This is a genomic window from Bacillus suaedaesalsae (assembly GCF_016890225.1).
In the GTDB taxonomy this organism is placed as follows: Bacteria; Bacillota; Bacilli; order Bacillales; family SA4; genus Bacillus_BS; species Bacillus_BS suaedaesalsae.
In genome coordinates this window covers 257,233-274,634 of the sequence record NZ_JAFELM010000031.1, presented here as the reverse complement: position 1 = coordinate 274,634, position 17,402 = coordinate 257,233, and the positions used below count along the sequence as shown (strand labels likewise).

The following is a 17,402-nucleotide window of genomic DNA, read 5'->3' as shown; positions in this document are numbered from 1 at the left end:
TTTACTTTTAGATTATTGTTGAGCAAGAGTTGCTAGTACTTCTTTTGCTTTTTTTAATAAATCTTGACTACGAGTCAGTACAGTTTTTGGGAAGTCTTCCCCTTCACCATATTCAACTCCATGGGGATAATAGTGTTTACCTAATAAAGGTGTCAGTAGCTTAATTGTCGCATGGTGACTTCCAACATCACCTTCAATTGCATAACCTTGAACACGAAGGTAATATACTTCCTTCGCTTCTAGGATTTCGATCTTGTGGTCATATGTTACACGCTCGTAATCCCATTGACCTGCACGTACAAATCCTAATTCTTCCATAGCTTCATCTAGTCTTGATAATTCTACAACTTGATTTTCAATACCTGTATTTTCGAATTTCATTGTATGTATCCCTCCTCTAAAACTATCCAAAATTAATAATAGCTTTAAAACCGTTAACTTGCAATGTATTGTGTTTATTTTACATGTCGATTTTATGAAATTTTTTAAAAATGAATAGTCCACGATATGAAACGCTCATACTAAATAATAGTATAACTCACTTACTTAGGGGTTATGCTTATACAAAATTAAGGGAGGGTTTCAAATGCAGACAGTTCGTGACGTAATGTCAACTGACGTTGAATACTGTACTCCATTAGACAATGTATACGAAGTAGCTGTAAAGATGAAGGATCTAGATGTTGGAGCTATCCCGATCATTGAAAATGAGAAGTTAATCGGTATGATTACTGACCGTGACCTAGTTGTAAGGGGCTACGCAGAAAAGCGTTCAGGTTCTCATGAACTTACAGATATTATGAGTTCAAACCTTATTACGGTTAAACCCGATACTACATTACAGGAAGCGTCTCATTTAATGGCTGAGAAGCAAATTAGACGACTACCTGTAGTGGAAAATGGAAACTTAGTTGGAATCGTTTCATTAGGGGATTTAGCAGTCAATCAAATGTCAGATGAAAGTGCTGGAGCCGCACTATCCGACATATCTGAACCATCCCATCATACTCATTAGCTAATATGGTGCCTAGTCTTACTAGGTGCCATATTACTTTTGAAACTAGTAATCTTCCAAATTGAATTAATTAAACTAGTAAAAAATCATATTTTCAGGGAATAATTTCTCCTTCCGTAAATATACTTTGAAAGAAGGTATACAAGGAGGGCAAGTATGAAGAAAAGTCTATTTTCTATTATAATCCTATTATTTATTTCATTTATATCTCTCTATTCTCAATTAGAGATTACTAGTAAGAGTGAAGAAGTAAAAATGTTAAATACGAGTGAGAAAGGAAAAAATAAAGAGACAAATAATGTGAATTATACAGGAAATAATCATGCGCTTGATGCAGAAAAATATAAAGGGATGCATATGTTAATTGGCCAATCAGGTGACCACATACAAAATATGTGGGGAAAGCCAATACGAATCGATCCTTCATCTTACGACTATGTTTGGTGGATTTACAAGCAAAATGAAAACTCCTATATACAAGTTGGGGTATTAGAAAATAAAGTAGTATCACTGTTTGCAATTGGAAGCGATGTAAATCTAGATCCCTTTTATATAGGACAACCATATGATCAGATTACAAAGAATATTGAATTACAAACTACACACAACATAAATGTTAAGGATAATTCATACCGTTTCGAACTTTCTGAAGAGGAAAAGCTAGCTAGACCTCTTGTCCAATTCGGTGAAGTATGGGCGCAATTGTATATTGATCAATTCACGAAGAAATTATCAAGCATTCGATATATGGATAATGAAACATTAGTAAAACAACGTCCATATGAACTCGTTTACCGTGGTGAACTCATTTCAGCGAGGGAGCTTTCATCAGAGGAGTGGTCTGCAGTTGAAAAGGGAAATTCAGAGCAAATCTTAGATATTACGAATATGATTCGTAAACGTTATGAGATAAAACAAGTCGTTTGGCATGAAGAAACGTCGAAAGTAGCTTTTTTACATAGTAAAGATATGAAAGAGAATGATTACTTTTCACATGATTCTCCTACAAAAGGTGGTCTAGCTGATCGATTACAGGAAGGGGAAATAAAATATCAATTAGCTGGAGAAAATATTGCAGCTAAATATGTAGATGGAATTGCTGCGGTAGAAGGCTGGTTGAATAGTAAGGGACACCGTGAAACGTTGCTGAATAATGAATTTACTCATCTCGGTGTTGGTGTTTATGAGAAATACTATACTCAAAATTTTATTAATACGTGGGAATTTGAATTTGAAAAAAACTAAGGCCACATAGGAAAAGCCTTAGTTTTTTTACTGTATTTTATAACGTTGAAAGTAGAAGATTGAATCAGTCCACTGCCCATAACAGGATATGACTGTATCTTTTTCAAAATAAACTTCTTCCCAAGTTGGAGTAATAGGACTCTGGATTATGGCTTTAACTGTACCTTTATTTGTCAATAGGAGTAAGGTTATTTTTGAAATATAATAATTTCCAATATAACGCTCCGTAGCCTTGTGTACTTGAACGATTTTACCCTGTACTACACTTTCCTCTCGCACTTTCCCATATTCTGTCCATTGTTTAATTCTCTTTTTACGTTCTTTTACTGTGATGTAAAGAAAATAGAAAAAGAGAATAGGAATAACGACAGCAGTGACCATTAATCTTTCGTAACACGTGGGATGATAAAGAAGCTTGCTGTAGAGTGAGCAACTAGCTTTCCATCGTCACGGTACACTTTACCTTCACAAACGATAATTTTTGACCCCTTATGAATAATAGAGGCATCACAAGTGAGCTTCTCACCAATCCCTGGACCAACATAATTAATTTTAATTTCAGTTGTAACAGCAGCTAAGTGACTAGGTAATACATGAATTGCCAACGTTCCCATTGCCGAGTCTAACAGTGTAGCAGTTATTCCTCCGTGCGCAATGTTTAAAGCATTTTGTATAATCGAGCTGTTTGGAATGGTCATGTGAAATGTGAGTTCTTCTTCATTGAAATAACTAGTTTCATGTAGTAAACCGCCTAAGTATGAACGGTTAATCTGATTCTGTTTGTTTAGTAGCCCTTCTAGTACAAACTCCAATACTTCTTGATCTTTTTCAGTTGCATTTTGTAAATATTGATCTACTTGCTCTTGAATCTTTATTTTTGTATTTACCATTTACTTGTTCCTTTCTAAAGGTGTTGTTATTGCCCGATTTAAATCAAGCTTTTGGTGAAGTGTTTTTACCTATTCCACTGTCCCGCATACCACCAAAATTCTTGGTAATCATTTTTATTATACTATCATAGCAATTTCCAAGTATGAATAAAAGCATTTAAGGTGAAAATGGGCGAACCAACTTCTGTTTCAAAACTACAATATAGTGTAGGCATATATAACGTAGTATGGAAAATAGAGGTGAGAAGCATGAGTCAAAAAACTGTACATCCTTCTATCCAAAAATTTAAGGAGTTCGTAAAAAGACACCCTAAATTAGCTAATGAGGTAAAAAGTAAAAAGAAAACTTGGCAAGAACTGTTTGAAGATTGGTATTTACTTGGTGAGGATGATCCAATTTGGAATGAATATCAAGACGACAAAGAAAAGAAGAAGGAGTCATCCGAAAAAAATGACTTTATGTCCACGATATTAACAGCTGTGAAAGGTATTGATCTTGCTCAAGTTGAACAACATATGGCCTCAGTAGGAGATGCGCTTTCAACGATACATCAAATCATTAGTCAATTTAAAGGGACAGATGATTCTAATAAGTCAAAGCAATCAACTAACCCTTTTTTTTACAGTAAGGATTGAAATCGATGAGAAAAGAAATTATGGAAGTCATACGGGCAAATCCGGATTATGTGAAATATATTCGTGAACAACCTTATTGGTATCGCAAATTAGCAAGAGACCCGTCAATTCTTGAACAGTTTGATCTTTCATCAAAAGAATACTTTGGAAAAACAATTCCTCATAAAGTGACAAGTTTCTCTCAGAAACTGCAGATGGCTCAAATGATGATAAGTATGTTTCAAGTTATGAGACAAAATGATTAACAGTGAACCTATAAATGAAGTGGATGAAGTTCATGACATCCACTTTATTTGTGTATTTTTCATGATTTGGGCAAACAATATGTAAAAAGAGGTGAGCCTTTCATGAAATACATATTCTTAATTACATGTTTAGCTTTAAGTGTGGCTTGTAGTGGACCAGATGATCCAAAAGCTCCTGAAGCTTTAGGAACTAATTCCACAGCCATAGAAGTTATGAATACGATTAAGACTAATCAACCTATTAATGAGCAAGCTGTTACGGTACGTCATAAAGTGAAAAAAAAAGATGTTTATGTAGAAGTAGTGGTAAATGGTTTTACCTTTAGTTCAAAAGAATCTAAAAAACACGTGCAAAATGAAGGATATTTAAAGGTTTACCTTAACGGAAGCCAAATTGATGAAATTCATCAAGCCGCCTTTATACTGAAAGGGTTACCAACAGGTAAACACATGTTAAAGCTCGAACTAGTACGAAATGATGCTTCAAGCTATGGAGTTCAAAAAGAAATGGAAGTTGTGATACCGTAAGAATGGGACATAACTAAATAAATCATCTTCAAATAGTATATTTTTTTTCGTATCCTTTGTTATTTATTAATCAGTTAAGCTGAAAGAACAAGTTCGTTCCATTACGCTGCAGACACTCGCTTTCCGCGGGGAGGAAGCTGATGGTTATTTTCACTATCGTGAAAAAACCTACCTCCTCGGCGACGCCTGCGGGGTCTCAGCCTTTCCTCTACTTCCCGCAGGAGTCGAGTGTCTTCCGCTCCATTCCACTAGTTTTTAAAAATAGTATGCAAAATCAAACAAATCAAAAGCAACAAATAAAGACCCAAAACTATTAGGTGAAAGATTTGTTAAAATCTCTCCTAATAGTTCGGGTTTATCATTGGTTGAAATACTTCTGTCCCAGCCTCATTTTTTTATTATGGTATCGAATCATAAAAGAGTACTGGTCCTTCTTCGTATTAAGGTCCTTCTAATATTACGTTCAAGTCCTGTGAGTAACGTAGAAATTAGCATTACTGTTGTAGTGATGGTGCTAATGTAGAAGAAAAACTATTGTCTTAAAAGAAATTTCAACTAGTAAGTTTCCAAGTATATTCGTTTTGTAACTACACTCTTTCATGGTATGATACTAAAAGGAGGTGTTGTGATTGTTAGCAACCTTAGAAAGAGTCGAGCTATTAGAGGAAGCAGAGTTATTAGCTCGAATGGTTATTCAATCAGATGTTGCAGAGCAATATCGAACTGCATATTATCTACTTCATTCCAATCAAGAAGCACAAAATCTGATAAAAAGATTTGTTCATATAAAAGAGCGTTATGAAGAAGTTCAACGTTTTGGGAAATACCACCCAGATTATAAAGAAATAAATTTGGAAACAAGGTATGTAAAGAGAGAAGTCGATTTACATCCAGTTATCGCTAACTTTAAAAAGGCAGAAAAGGATTTACAGGAGCTGCTTGATGAAATTAGTGTGTTGATTGGGAAAGCTGTATCGGAATATATAAAAGTTCCAACAGGCAATCCATTTTTTGATTCTATGTCTTCCTGTAGTACTGGAGGATGTGGCTCTGGTGGAAGCTGTGGCTGCAAATAACCATGGGCAAAAGCTTATGGTTATTTTTTATTACGTAATCGTACACAATTAACACATAAATTTCCGCAGCAAAACATCTTTTCTTGAGGTACATAAAAACGATGTCTGTATACAAATAGATGTTGTTCTTGTCTGACAAAGATTGTTTCAGAGTGAAGTCTCTTTCCTTTCATTGATCGAGCAGCTGCTTTTTTAATGGTTGTTTCAATGTCTTCTTGTGATGTATTTGTATTTTCTGCTACTTGAATGTAGAGAAAGGGAACTCCTGTGTATATTTGTTTCTTAACCGAGTGATAATGACGATAGGATGATAGCTCATGAAGGAACATTACCCAAATGTCATCAAGGTCCATACTTAGGTCTCCTTTCTCCATTTACGTTTTATTATTGCTTGCAAAAGATACTTCATGTAGACTATGTTTAGAAAGTCTTCTATTAAAATACATATTTGATCTAAGCATTTAATTTATTCTTGAAATAGATCGTAGCCAAAGGGGAAAAAATGATGTTTGAACAGCGTCAAGGAATAGTAGTTTGGTTGCACCATTTAAAGCAAGTAAAAAACCTACGTCGTTTCGGCAACATACATTATGTATCCAAACGACTAAAATACTGTGTTTTATATTGCAATATGGAAGAAACGGAACAATTGATGAAAAAGCTATCTGCTTTGCCATTTGTAAAATCTGTGGAACCTTCCTACAAGCCATTCATTAAAACAGAGTATGAAAACTCAAGACCAGATAAGGCAAAGGAATATGACTACAAAGTAGGTATTTAAAGGACTCTCTAACTAGAGAGTCCTTTATCTATAGATAAGAAAGTATAAGTTTTTGGATATGTTTAGTGTCTAGCTCCAGCGCCCAGCCCGCCTGATGTCAAATAACCCGAAGAGAATAAAAGGGAACCCCATCCTTTTATTCTCTTTGGAACAATTGCTATGCCTGAGGCTAACTTTGGCGCTTGCGCTTTTCTTATTATATATGTGGAATAACATGATATAGGCGTAGAATACCGGTTAAATACTGATAGTAAAGTGCATCATCAGCAAATGCATTTGAATTCTTTACCTCAAAGCGTGATATAGGTTTTTCTAGTTCTTCGCTTAAGTTATGAAATAAAGCTAATCTTCCACTCGTTTTCTCGGAGGAAAGTGGGATTCCTTCTTTACAAATATATATGGGCAAGAACTCGCCGACTGCTGTAGGATGTAAAGCAATGGCTACAGACGTTACTTTCTTTTCACCCTTTGTTGTATGTAATTCTATAAGAGCGTTAATACGATGTTTATTCGTTTTTCCGATTTCTATGAGCTCATAAATATCGGAATACCCTTCACCTAGTTCGATAAATCGTTGTACCATATTGTATCCTCTCTTTCAGCTGAAATCATTCTACATGATACCATAAAATCCATAGAATATTATATGGTTAGTTTAGTTATAATTCTCCATAAAAAAATCCCTGTAGTTTATCGAAACTACAGGGTCCCTCTATTTCTTAAAGCTAGCTTTAAGAGTAAGAAGGCAAAGGGAGAGGAGAAACCGGAGGAAGAACTTATGGGGAAACGTAAGTCTTCTCCGCGGTTGGCAACAACATCACGCAAAGGATGTTGTTACTACTAAGTATGACCAAATGAACATTAGCTATACATTTCTACTTAATTTATTTGTGATATTTTAAAGAAATGCAATGTACCAAATAGAAAACAATTCTAGAGAAACAAAGTTATTCAAAGCAAGGAAAAGTGTTAACATGACAAATGTTTTCCTTTCTAGCTAATTATGTTAGGATAAAAGTTGTTGGTGGAATGGCTAGAATTTTGTCATCCATTGTCATTTAAATTCGTTAATGTTACATAAGGGTTGTGAAAATATATGAGAGTCGTTTCTGGTACATGTAAAGGACATCCACTTAAAGCTGTTCCTGGTCAGTCTACAAGACCGACAACGGATAAGGTTAAAGAATCTATTTTTAACATGATTGGTCCATATTTCGACGGGGGAATTGGATTAGACTTGTTTGGTGGTAGTGGTGGCCTAGGAATAGAAGGATTAAGTAGAGGATTAGATAAAGTTATATTTGTAGACAAAGAACAAAAGGCTATTACTACTATTCGCACTAACGTGGAAACATGTAGATTAACAGAACAAGCTGAAATTTATCGTAATGATGCAGAACGTGCATTGAAAGCGCTCATCAAGAGAGAAGTTCAATTTGATTTAATCTTTTTAGACCCGCCTTATCACAATCATAAATTGAAAGCGCTTATCTCTATTCTAGACGTGAACAACCTTTTAAAAAGAGACGGAGCCATTGTTGTCGAACACGCAGTAGAAGCTGAATTGCCTGAACAAATTGGGAAATTAGAGCTTAAAAGACATGAGGTCTATGGAATAACTGCAATTTCGATTTACCATTATCCAAATATTGAATCTTGAGCTATAAGAGTTACATAGTTGTAATGAAGGGGGAACCATTTTGTCAAAAATTGCAGTATGTCCAGGAAGCTTTGATCCCGTTACTTTAGGTCATTTGGATATTATTAAACGTGGTTCGAAGGTATTCGAAAAGGTATATGTCGTCGTATTAAATAATTCATCTAAAAATCCTCTCTTTACAGTAGATGAGCGTAAAGAGTTATTGAGAGAAGTAACTACAGAAATTCCTAATGTAGTAGTTGATTCATATCAAGGTTTGTTAATTGATTATGCTCAAAGTATTAACGCAAATGCTATTTTACGAGGACTCAGAGCTGTATCAGATTTTGAATATGAAATGCAGATTACAAGCATGAATCGAAAGCTAAATGAAAATATAGAAACTCTTTTCATGATGACAAATAACCAATATTCGTTCCTTAGTTCTTCAATCGTAAAAGAAGCAGCAAAATATCACGGAAATATTAAAGACCTAGTACCTTTAGCAGTAGAAGAAGCTTTAAAAAAGAAATTTCAATAATTGTTTGAAGCACTCACATACGTGAGTGCTTCTTTTATATGGTATAATTAGTAAAAAATGTAAAACCGAGGTGCGGCCATGTCACTAACATTAGACATAGATCAAATAACATTGGAATTTTACAATGAGGGGTTTAGGGAACATCTTCAAACCTATGATCTTTCGGAGGATCATTCTTACTATACAGCGTTTTCTTTAGATGCGATAGAGATGTGCGAACAAGAGGAAGATCGAAATCCAATCATTATTCATGCTAATGGTTTGCCTGTTGGATTCTTTGTTTTGCACGGATATAACGGTGTGAAAAATTATACTAATAACGAGAACGCATTATTATTAAGAGCCTATTCAGTTCGAACATCGTTTCAAGGAAAAGGAATCGCTAAGAAATCGATGCAAATACTTCCTGCATTTATAAAAGAACACTTCAGAGATGCAAATGAAGTAATACTGGCCGTTAATAAACGAAATGTAACAGCCCAAAGCTTATATAAAAAAAGCGGATTCAATGATAAAGGTATAAGAGTTATGGGAATAAAGGGAGAATTATTTGTTTATCATCTCGCATTATAAAAACCCCTGTTCAGGGGTTTTTAAGATTGTATTATTTTTCAAATAATCTTCTAGATAATAAAATTACATATAAGAATAATGAGAGAATCGTAAAAATTGGGCCAAGCTCGTTCAGCACATTCCATAATTGAGCCATATCATTCGATGTACTCTGAACCATGTTGAATACAGGGACAACAGGTGAATCACTGCTCTCTGTTGCATTTTCGTAAAGGGGTTTCCATAACAAAAAGGAAAAAATACTAGCTAAAAATCCATGAAAGATACGTGCGATAAAAAATGGGTGAAAGCGAATGTCGGTTTCAGATAAAATACTTGCAACCTGTGCTTGAACAGAGAAACCACAAAAACCTAGTATAAAACTAGTAATGATTACTTTATGTAATAAAGAAGCTTCAGTATCACTTGTTAAATCACTACCAAGTGTAATCTCAAATAGTCCTGAAATAAAAGGTACACTTAACTCAGGTGATAGGTGTAAAAGCTGTAGAAATAATGAAATAAATATACTGAAAAATTGTGTGATATTTACTAAAGATAAAATTTGATTTAGTACTGAAAATAATATAATAAATCCACCAATCATTAATAACGTCTTAATAGAAGATAAAACTGCATCTCCTAATAGTTTTCCAATCGGTCTATTATCCTTTACTCGAGTACGATGTAATACTCGAAATGCTTCAATAATAGAAATGCCTTTGTTACCTTTTGTTTTTTTCGGTTGCTCTGATGCACCGTGAAACCTCATGATTAATCCTACACAAATATTTCCTAAGTAATGGGCAAGTGCGAGAACAAGTCCTATTTTCGGGTCATGGAAAAATCCAACCGCAACAGCACCAAAAATAAATAAAGGATTTGAAGAATTTGTAAAAGAGACGAGACGTTCTGCCTCGATTGCTGTTAGTTGTTCCTCCTGACGCATTCTGGCTGTTAACTTTGCTCCTGCTGGAAATCCAGAAGCCATTCCCATCGCCCATACGAATCCACCAATCCCAGGTACACGAAATAAAGGGCGCATGATTGGCTCTAATATAACCCCAATAAAGCTAACCACTCCAAACCCAATTAACATTTCCGAAACGATAAAAAAAGGTAATAGTGAAGGAAATACAACCTTCCACCACATATCAAGTCCTCTTATGGAAGCCTCAAATGACTCTTGTGGAAAGGAGATAAGGGCAATTGCCATCAAGGTCACAAAGGCTGCTAAAAATAAAGTTTTTACTCTAGATAATATCACTCGAGTACCTCCTAAAGAATTGAACTTCTAAAATAATTGTTCATCGAGTATGAATGAGAAAGGCTATTTTTTTGAGGAGTTTCTTGTAATTTCAAGTATTGAAAAACAAGTCAGATTATAAGTATGTTGAATTCATATAAGACATGTAGCGGTTGTCCACTACTGTATCAATATACGTGTATAGGGGTCTCTTTTAGACCATGAGTTTTGTATTAAACAATGAAAAAACTTTTGGGAAGTGATATGCTTGAGACATCCAAAAATAGGTCTAGCTTTAGGATCTGGAGGTGCACGAGGATTTGCACATCTAGGCGTTATAAAAGTGCTAAGAGAGAATCATATTCCAATCGATTTTATTGCAGGGAGTAGCATGGGAGCACTAGTAGCAAGTTTTTATGCTGCTGGACACCCAATAGATCGGTTATATAAACTGGCAATTGCGTTTAAGAGAAAATATTATTTAGACTTCACGGTACCAAAGATGGGGTTTATTGCGGGAAATAGAGTGAAGGAATTAGTAAAAGTATTTACACATGGAAAGAATATTGAAGACTTAGAAATACCTCTATCAATTGTCGCAACAGACATAAAAAATGGGGAAAAGGTCGTATTTCAAAAAGGTCCGATTGCAGATGCTGTTCGTGCTAGTATTTCAATACCAGGAATTTTTGTTCCAGTCAAAGTGAACGATAGATTATTAGTTGACGGAGGAGTGAGTGATAGAGTTCCTGTCTCCGTCGTCCGTGATATGGGGGCAGATTTAATTATCGCTGTTGATGTTTCGCATGTTAAAATAAATGAGGAAATTACGTCTATTTTTGATGTGATCTTACAAAGTATTGACATTATGCAAGACGAATTAGTCCAGCATCGGGAAATTGCTTCAGACATTATGATAAGACCACATGTTGAGAATTTTAGTTCTAGAGCCTTTACTAATATTGACGAAATTATAAAAATCGGGGAAGAGGAAGCAGAGCTTGTACTTCCTTCTATCATTAAAGTGATTCAAGAATGGAAGGAGAAAAATAGTGAGTAAAAGATATACAAAAAGAAAATACGCATTTATCGTTATTTCAATCATCATAATTTTCATTGTTAACTTCATTAAGCTACCGTACTACTTAAACTTGCCAGGAGAGGCGTATGAGCTTTCCCCCATCGTAAAAGTTGATGGAGGTGACAAAGCAACAGGAGAATTTTTAATGACAACTGTTGGGGTTAGTCGTGGTCAAATAAACCCGTATACATATGTATGGTCACATATTTCATCAAACCTTGAGTTGATTCCCGCAGAGGATATGAGAGTAGAAGGTGAAAGTGACAAAGAATATTACTATAGACAGCTTCATGCTATGGATTTATCTCAAAATGTCGCTATTGCAGTTGCATATGAAAAAGCAGGGAAAGAAGTTGCATACAAATACAATGGTGTATACGTCATGAGCATAGTTAAAGGAATGGATGCAGAGAAGAAGCTAGAAGTAGGAGATCGTATATACGAGTTAAATGGTAAGCCTCTTGAAAGTTCAGAACAGTTTATAGAAACAGTAGGCAGCCTAAAAAAAGGGGATACTGTTACAGTTTCACTTGAGCGAGACGATAAGAAATTAGAAAAAGTCATTTCACTCATGCCTTTTCCTGAGGACACTGCAAAAGTAGGAGTGGGTATATCGTTAGTAACAGATCGTGAAATTAGTGTGGATCCGGATGTTGAGTTCGATACTTCAGCTGTAGGTGGGCCATCTGCAGGATTAATGTTTACATTAGAAATTATCAATCAATTAACTGAAGGAGATTTAACAAAAGGGCATAAAATAGCAGGTACAGGTACGATTGATTACGATGGTAAAGTTGGCCCAATTGGAGGAATTGTCCATAAAGTAGTAGCAGCGGATAAAGCAGGAGCTGAATACTTCTTCGCTCCACGAGCGCACTTTAATTATGATGATGCCATACGAAAAGCAACAGAAATAAAAACGGAGATGAAAGTCATTCCTGTTGATACATTAGACGATGCATTAAACTATTTAGAATCCATGAAATAAATAAGGTAGCGGACTTGTAATCAAGAGTACTGAAGTCTACGTTGCCCACAGGACATGGGCGTTCTTAGTAAACTTATACTTTGTCATGAGCACTAGAGCAAGGGAACGCAAACGAGGCTGAGACATAAGTATTTCAGCCAATGATAAACCCGAACTATTAGGCAATATCTTTCACCTAATAGTTCGGGTCTTTATTTGTTGCTTTCAATAAATTTGTTTGATTTTGCATACTATTTATAAAAACTAGTGGAATGGAGCGGAAGACACTCGACTCCTGCGGGAAGTAGAGGAAAGCGAGTGTCTGCAGCGCAATGGAACGAACTTGTTCTTCCAGCTTAACTGATTAATAAATAGCAATGGGTAGGAAAAAAATATCATATTTAATAGGTAGAATAATTTAGATATTATTCGCCATTATTTAGTTATGTCCCAGCTTCTTTTTTATCTATCTAACTGGTATTTTAGTGTAATTCTTTATAAAAATGATTTACTTTCCTCATCATACTGTATAGGTGGAGTAGAGTACTCCGTTTTCATCCACTCTGAACGTATTGGCTCTGGTAGAACCATACCATATGTAGTCGCTGCTCTAATGTCTAATTGCTGCATTTCATTCGACTGTGACGTTAGTTTTGTGAGTAAAGGTAACGGAAGTTCCTTTTTATACTTTTGTAAATATGCTCGTCCATTCTGACTCATTCCCAATAATCGGATGTAAGAAGATTTATGATCAGCTGTTACACGTTTCATAACATCCTTTTTCGTGTGAGTTAATATGTGTGTACATGCTCGTTGAAGTCTTGTCCACGTATAACGCTTTGTTTTTAAGTTTTCCATGAATTCATGATAGCTCGTTGCTTCTTTTATAGAAGAAACTATACGGTGTTCGAGTCCTTCTTCGATTTCATATAAACTTGCTAGGACATTAAGGTCAGTTGTTAAGACCTTATATTTTAATAAGGAGAAGTATTGTTCCCAGTCATGCAGCTGTCCCATAACCTTTTTATAATCAAATAGAGAAGTGTACGTAGCTTCAGGAACGTAGTTTAAAATATCCTGCAAGGTACCTTCATTAGAAAATAAGGCCTTTCGAATGCTGGTTGCACTCGCAATGGAAGGGGATTGAAAATGCTCGTCATGATAATTAGCTCCCGTGCGAGTAATGGTTATCGGTTTAATACGCGCTTTTTGATCGGCTATTGCTTTTACGTAATGATATCCAAGAATGTTGTTAGGACGGCTTAAGTCGACCGTTGCATCAGGTATATTTAGTGCTCGATATGCAAGTGATGCTGCTTTCGGATAGCTGTTGCCTTCCCTACTATATTTTTGAACAAGTACATCAAATGCAGCCTTATTTTCTTCCATAGCCGATAAGGTTGCTAAAAAGGAAGAAATGTTCCCTGATTCACTACCAAAACAAACCTCATCCACGTTCATGGCCTCTAATATAGAAATTGCTCCATTAGCAAACAATTCAGCCTTTTGCGTTGAAAATGCATACGGAAGCTCAACAACAATGTCAACTCCTGAGCTTAAAGCCATTTTGGTTCGAGCCCACTTTGACAATAATGCAGGTTCCCCGCGTTGTAAAAAATATCCGCTCATCACAGCAACTACAACATCTGCTCTGGTTACTTCCTTTGTTTGTTGTAAATGATATAAATGTCCGTTATGAAAAGGATTATATTCAACAATTACACCAGCAGATTTCATGAAATCACCCACTTTTGGATAGAGTAGGACCAGAAAAGTGGTCCGAACTAGTATTTCAATAAAAATTTAAGTATTGAATCAATTGGCATTTCATAGACAAACATGATAAAGTGTACTTTAGCGATATAACAAGCATTCAATCGCTCGGTTTTGCCTTGTATAATCATAAGTATAGTGTAAAGAAAAAATATTGACAATTCTATTATACAAAGCTATAATTTATTTTGTTGCTCATAGAGGTGAACATGATGAAATGGCATATACATCAGTTGAAAAAATATCTTCATAAACCTCTAACACTTGATGAGGTTATTGAAGTTAGTGAACTGAAAAAGAAGAATCATGAAATACGTGACGTATCTCCAGTGAAAGTGACTGGCAGGGTTGACGTGAGTAGTGATAAAGCAACTTTTCATTTACATCTAACTGGCACGCTTGTGCTACCGTGTTCTAGAACGTTAGTGGATGTTGAATTGCCATTTGACATTACGACAACTGAACATTTTCTTCTGCAACCTGCAGAATACGAGGTTGATGTGGATTTTCATGAACCTCAAGGTGAAGTGATTGACTTAATGCCTGTAATTGAGGAGAACATTCTTTTAGAGATTCCAATGCAAATCTTTGCGGAGAATCCAGATGAAAAGAAAAGTGCACCTCAAGTGGGACAAGGTTGGAAAGTCATAACCGAACTTGAACTAGAAGAAAAAGTTGATCCGCGTCTTGCTGGATTAGCCAACTTTTTTGAAAAAGATAAGTAACAATGTAACTATGTGACTTTTTAAGGAGGTGGGACGAATGGCTGTACCTTTTAGAAGAACATCTAAAACTGCAAAGAGAAAGCGCCGTACACATTTCAAGTTAGAAATTCCTGGTATGGTGGCATGCCCAAGCTGTGGTGAAATGAAATTAGCTCACCGTGTATGTAAAGAGTGTGGAACATACAAAGGGAAAGAAGTAGTAAACAAATAATACATGAAGACTAAGGCCGTACTAGAATCTAGTACGGTTTTTTTCATATAAACATAATAAACAAAGCATGGGGGAAATTGATTATGAAAAAGACAAAACTTGAGCGTTTGCACAATCAATTACTGTTATTTACAATTAATCGCCCGGACGTAAGAAATGCAATCGATTATCAGGTAATGGAAGGATTTAAAGAAGCGATACATACGGTGAAACAAGATTCATCAATAAAAGGTTTAATCATAACAGGTTCGGGAATGGAGGCATTTTGTTCCGGTGGTGATTTATCTGTATTTCACGGTTTACATACGGAAGAAGAAGCATACTCGATGCTGTCTAAAATGGGGGATATACTCTTTGAACTCATGACATTAAATCGTCCCACTTTTGCTCTTATGAATGGAGTAGCAGTGGGCGGAGGTTGTGAAATTGCAACAGCATGTGATTTTCGTATCGCAAAGGAATCAACTAAATTTGGATTCATTCAAGGTAAGCTAGGAATCACAACGGGCTGGGGAGGAGGAACAATGTTATTAGAAAAGATTCCCTTTGATAGAGCGTGTAAAATGCTATATTCAGCTAACGTTATTCCCTCTGAAACAGGGGTTGAACTTGGTTTTATTAATCAAGTGTTTGACGAAGGAGAATTCCAGGAGGAAGGAATCAAATGGATTGAAGAGTTATTGAACAACAGTTCATCTGATGTACTTGCATCATATAAAGCGATGTCAGTCAGAAAATGGTTATCCTCCAACTTAAAATCTAGAATGAACGAGGAAATTAAACAATGCTCAATCCTTTGGGAAGGTGAGGAACATCACCACGCAGTAAATGCCTTTTTAGCTAGGAAGAAAAATTAATAAGTTACTAAAAAGACTTGATTTTATGAAGTAGGTTGGAAGGGAGATTACCCCCTTCAACTGCTGTAAGCGAGTATCTTCCATGGATATCAACAACTTATTTAAGGTGGAAAAATAAAAAAATTATCCTTTACTAGAGTATTCCTATGTCTATCTTTTCTACTAGTCGCATATGTATGAAATAAAAAAGTGACTAGGGGGTTTTGGAATGACAACAGTACGTCAAGATGCTTGGACACAAGATGAGGATTTACTATTGGCAGAAGTTGTATTGAAATATATTAGAGAAGGTGGCACTCAACTCTCAGCATTTGAAGAAGTTGGTAGAAATCTATCGAGAACTTCAGCTGCATGTGGGTTTAGGTGGAATTCTTACGTTAGGAAACAATACAAACAAGGAATTGAATTAGCAAAGCAACAAAGGAAAGAATTAAAGAAGGAAGGTCCAACTCCGAAGGCTCATGTGGTAGAAGATACACATTCGAATGAAGAAAATAGTCTAAATAGTGATGACCAATTAACATTATCTGATGTAATTGCGTACTTAAGAAGATATGAGCAATCGGAAGATACGCAAGGAACGTTAAAAGAGGAATATGATCACTTGAAGGAACGGGTGAGTTCGTTAGAAGACGAGAATACTAGATTGAAAAAAGAGAAAAAAGAAGTAGAGAAGCAATTAGATCTCGTAAAAGAAGATTATAAAGCGTTAATGGGGATTATGGACCGTGCTAGAAAAATGATGATGCTCCAAGAAGAAGATCCGAAAAATCGCCAAGTAAAATTCCAAATTGAAAGAAATGGAAGCTTAGAAAAAGTGGAAAAATAATAAATGAAAACCAGCTAGTAACTCTAGCTGGTTTTCATTTTGAAGTAAAATTATTGCTCTCTAATTCGGGTACCAAACAAGTGGATTTGCACCAAAATCTCGTTCCATATCGTATTCAACTGGAACAAAGTCCATCTTGCTCCAGAACTCTGCAGATTTAATCCGAGGATTTGTTTTAATTGGTAAGTTATAGCCTTTTGCATACTCGACTAATGCTTTTCCGAATCCTTTTTGCTGATAATCAGCTAGTACTTCTAATTTCCAAAGCTCTAAGTACTCTTGTGGAGGATTAAAGTACTTGTCTTCCTTTTGATCGACACGGTATAAACTCATTCGCGCAACTAACTTATCACCATAATAAATTCCGTAAAATGGCGATTCGATATCGTCTTCCATAATGTTCGCTTGAAGGTCTTCAAGCATAGACAATTCCTGCAAACCATATTCTTTAAATTTCTTAAATTCTTCTAATGTTTTATAATTAACTCGAAGTTTTTCAACTTTAAATGCTGCCATTTTATATCCCCCTTTGTCGGATACCATCTCTACTTTATCATACAAAAAA

General features: G+C 35.5%; 23 protein-coding genes. 16 read left to right on the top strand and 7 right to left on the bottom strand.

Annotated elements, in window-relative coordinates; all coding sequences use genetic code 11:
* Window positions 1-12: 12 nt before the first annotated feature.
* Window positions 13-381, bottom strand: a complete 369-nt coding sequence (locus JR050_RS13010; RefSeq protein ID WP_204203912.1) for a YugN family protein — start codon at window positions 379-381, stop codon at window positions 13-15.
* A 205-nt stretch (window positions 382-586) separates the two neighbouring features.
* Here JR050_RS13010 and JR050_RS13005 point away from each other — a divergent pair, with 205 nt between their 5' ends.
* Together JR050_RS13005 and JR050_RS13000 are read left to right on the top strand one after the other, a co-directional pair.
* The gene (locus JR050_RS13005) at window positions 587-1,015 is read left to right on the top strand and encodes a CBS domain-containing protein (RefSeq protein WP_204203911.1); all 429 of its coding nucleotides are present in this window, start codon (window positions 587-589) and stop codon (window positions 1,013-1,015) included.
* A 156-nt stretch (window positions 1,016-1,171) separates the two neighbouring features.
* Window positions 1,172-2,260, top strand: a complete 1,089-nt coding sequence (locus JR050_RS13000) for a CAP domain-containing protein (protein ID WP_204203910.1) — start codon at window positions 1,172-1,174, stop codon at window positions 2,258-2,260.
* Between the two features lie 380 nt (window positions 2,261-2,640).
* On the opposite strand, the gene JR050_RS12995 is transcribed toward JR050_RS13000, so the two are convergent.
* Entirely contained in the window at window positions 2,641-3,150 is a 510-nt protein-coding gene (locus JR050_RS12995; RefSeq protein WP_239454370.1) for a PaaI family thioesterase, read from the bottom strand.
* A 249-nt stretch (window positions 3,151-3,399) separates the two neighbouring features.
* On the opposite strand from JR050_RS12995, the gene ylbD reads away from it, so the two are divergent.
* The 4 genes from ylbD (at window position 3,400) to JR050_RS12975 (ending at window position 5,635) form a co-directional block, all read left to right on the top strand.
* Window positions 3,400-3,786 (top strand): YlbD family protein, encoded by a 387-nt coding sequence (gene ylbD, locus JR050_RS12990; RefSeq protein WP_204203909.1) that lies wholly within the window; start codon window positions 3,400-3,402, stop codon window positions 3,784-3,786.
* Window positions 3,787-3,791: 5 nt separating this feature from the next.
* Entirely contained in the window at window positions 3,792-4,031 is a 240-nt protein-coding gene (locus tag JR050_RS12985; RefSeq protein ID WP_204203908.1) for a YlbE-like family protein, read from the top strand.
* Window positions 4,032-4,133: 102 nt separating this feature from the next.
* Window positions 4,134-4,559: a hypothetical protein gene (locus tag JR050_RS12980; protein ID WP_204203907.1), complete on the top strand. Its 426-nt coding sequence runs from the start codon at window positions 4,134-4,136 to the stop codon at window positions 4,557-4,559.
* Between the two features lie 629 nt (window positions 4,560-5,188).
* On the top strand, window positions 5,189-5,635 hold the full coding sequence (locus tag JR050_RS12975; RefSeq protein WP_204203906.1) for a YlbF/YmcA family competence regulator: 447 nt from the start codon (window positions 5,189-5,191) through the stop codon (window positions 5,633-5,635).
* Window positions 5,636-5,655: 20 nt separating this feature from the next.
* Here JR050_RS12975 and JR050_RS12970 read toward each other — a convergent pair whose 3' ends face one another.
* Complete coding sequence (locus JR050_RS12970) at window positions 5,656-5,988, bottom strand: hypothetical protein (protein ID WP_204203905.1); 333 nt, start codon at window positions 5,986-5,988, stop codon at window positions 5,656-5,658.
* A gap of 152 nt (window positions 5,989-6,140) precedes the next feature.
* Between JR050_RS12970 and JR050_RS12965 the strand changes: the two genes are divergently transcribed.
* A complete protein-coding gene (locus JR050_RS12965) occupies window positions 6,141-6,416 on the top strand; it encodes a YlbG family protein (RefSeq protein ID WP_204203976.1) in 276 nt (91 codons plus the stop codon).
* A 196-nt stretch (window positions 6,417-6,612) separates the two neighbouring features.
* Here JR050_RS12965 and JR050_RS12960 read toward each other — a convergent pair whose 3' ends face one another.
* Window positions 6,613-6,999 (bottom strand): DUF7147 family protein, encoded by a 387-nt coding sequence (locus JR050_RS12960; protein WP_204203904.1) that lies wholly within the window; start codon window positions 6,997-6,999, stop codon window positions 6,613-6,615.
* 513 nt (window positions 7,000-7,512) lie between these two features.
* On the opposite strand from JR050_RS12960, the gene rsmD reads away from it, so the two are divergent.
* The 3 genes from rsmD to JR050_RS12945 all read left to right on the top strand — a co-directional run bounded on the left by rsmD (window position 7,513) and on the right by JR050_RS12945 (window position 9,169).
* Complete coding sequence (rsmD, locus tag JR050_RS12955; protein ID WP_204203903.1) at window positions 7,513-8,076, top strand: 16S rRNA (guanine(966)-N(2))-methyltransferase RsmD; 564 nt, start codon at window positions 7,513-7,515, stop codon at window positions 8,074-8,076.
* A 40-nt stretch (window positions 8,077-8,116) separates the two neighbouring features.
* Window positions 8,117-8,596, top strand: coding sequence for a pantetheine-phosphate adenylyltransferase (gene coaD / locus JR050_RS12950; RefSeq protein ID WP_204203902.1), 480 nt, complete (start codon window positions 8,117-8,119; stop codon window positions 8,594-8,596).
* 78 nt (window positions 8,597-8,674) lie between these two features.
* On the top strand, window positions 8,675-9,169 hold the full coding sequence (locus tag JR050_RS12945) for a GNAT family N-acetyltransferase (RefSeq protein WP_204203901.1): 495 nt from the start codon (window positions 8,675-8,677) through the stop codon (window positions 9,167-9,169).
* 31 nt (window positions 9,170-9,200) lie between these two features.
* On the opposite strand, the gene ylbJ is transcribed toward JR050_RS12945, so the two are convergent.
* The gene (gene ylbJ, locus JR050_RS12940) at window positions 9,201-10,415 is read right to left on the bottom strand and encodes a sporulation integral membrane protein YlbJ (RefSeq protein WP_204203900.1); all 1,215 of its coding nucleotides are present in this window, start codon (window positions 10,413-10,415) and stop codon (window positions 9,201-9,203) included.
* A gap of 247 nt (window positions 10,416-10,662) precedes the next feature.
* Here ylbJ and JR050_RS12935 point away from each other — a divergent pair, with 247 nt between their 5' ends.
* Window positions 10,663-11,454, top strand: a complete 792-nt coding sequence (locus tag JR050_RS12935; RefSeq protein WP_239454369.1) for a patatin-like phospholipase family protein — start codon at window positions 10,663-10,665, stop codon at window positions 11,452-11,454.
* Window positions 11,447-12,463: a SepM family pheromone-processing serine protease gene (locus JR050_RS20560; protein WP_346726751.1), complete on the top strand. Its 1,017-nt coding sequence runs from the start codon at window positions 11,447-11,449 to the stop codon at window positions 12,461-12,463. The genes JR050_RS12935 and JR050_RS20560 overlap by 8 nt, the downstream gene beginning before the upstream one ends.
* A gap of 474 nt (window positions 12,464-12,937) precedes the next feature.
* Here JR050_RS20560 and JR050_RS12925 read toward each other — a convergent pair whose 3' ends face one another.
* Window positions 12,938-14,179 (bottom strand): nucleotidyltransferase, encoded by a 1,242-nt coding sequence (locus tag JR050_RS12925; protein WP_204203898.1) that lies wholly within the window; start codon window positions 14,177-14,179, stop codon window positions 12,938-12,940.
* Window positions 14,180-14,427: 248 nt separating this feature from the next.
* Here JR050_RS12925 and JR050_RS12920 point away from each other — a divergent pair, with 248 nt between their 5' ends.
* The 4 genes from JR050_RS12920 (at window position 14,428) to JR050_RS12905 (ending at window position 16,837) form a co-directional block, all read left to right on the top strand.
* The gene (locus JR050_RS12920) at window positions 14,428-14,940 is read left to right on the top strand and encodes a YceD family protein (RefSeq protein WP_204203974.1); all 513 of its coding nucleotides are present in this window, start codon (window positions 14,428-14,430) and stop codon (window positions 14,938-14,940) included.
* A gap of 37 nt (window positions 14,941-14,977) precedes the next feature.
* Window positions 14,978-15,151 carry a 50S ribosomal protein L32 gene (gene rpmF, locus JR050_RS12915; protein ID WP_204203897.1) on the top strand — a complete coding sequence of 58 codons (174 nt, stop codon included), beginning with the start codon at window positions 14,978-14,980 and terminating at the stop codon, window positions 15,149-15,151.
* A gap of 83 nt (window positions 15,152-15,234) precedes the next feature.
* Window positions 15,235-16,008 carry an enoyl-CoA hydratase/isomerase family protein gene (locus tag JR050_RS12910; protein WP_204203896.1) on the top strand — a complete coding sequence of 258 codons (774 nt, stop codon included), beginning with the start codon at window positions 15,235-15,237 and terminating at the stop codon, window positions 16,006-16,008.
* Window positions 16,009-16,216: 208 nt separating this feature from the next.
* The gene (locus JR050_RS12905) at window positions 16,217-16,837 is read left to right on the top strand and encodes an RsfA family transcriptional regulator (protein ID WP_204203895.1); all 621 of its coding nucleotides are present in this window, start codon (window positions 16,217-16,219) and stop codon (window positions 16,835-16,837) included.
* A gap of 60 nt (window positions 16,838-16,897) precedes the next feature.
* On the opposite strand, the gene JR050_RS12900 is transcribed toward JR050_RS12905, so the two are convergent.
* Window positions 16,898-17,353, bottom strand: a complete 456-nt coding sequence (locus tag JR050_RS12900; protein WP_204203894.1) for an N-acetyltransferase — start codon at window positions 17,351-17,353, stop codon at window positions 16,898-16,900.
* Window positions 17,354-17,402 lie beyond the last annotated feature (49 nt).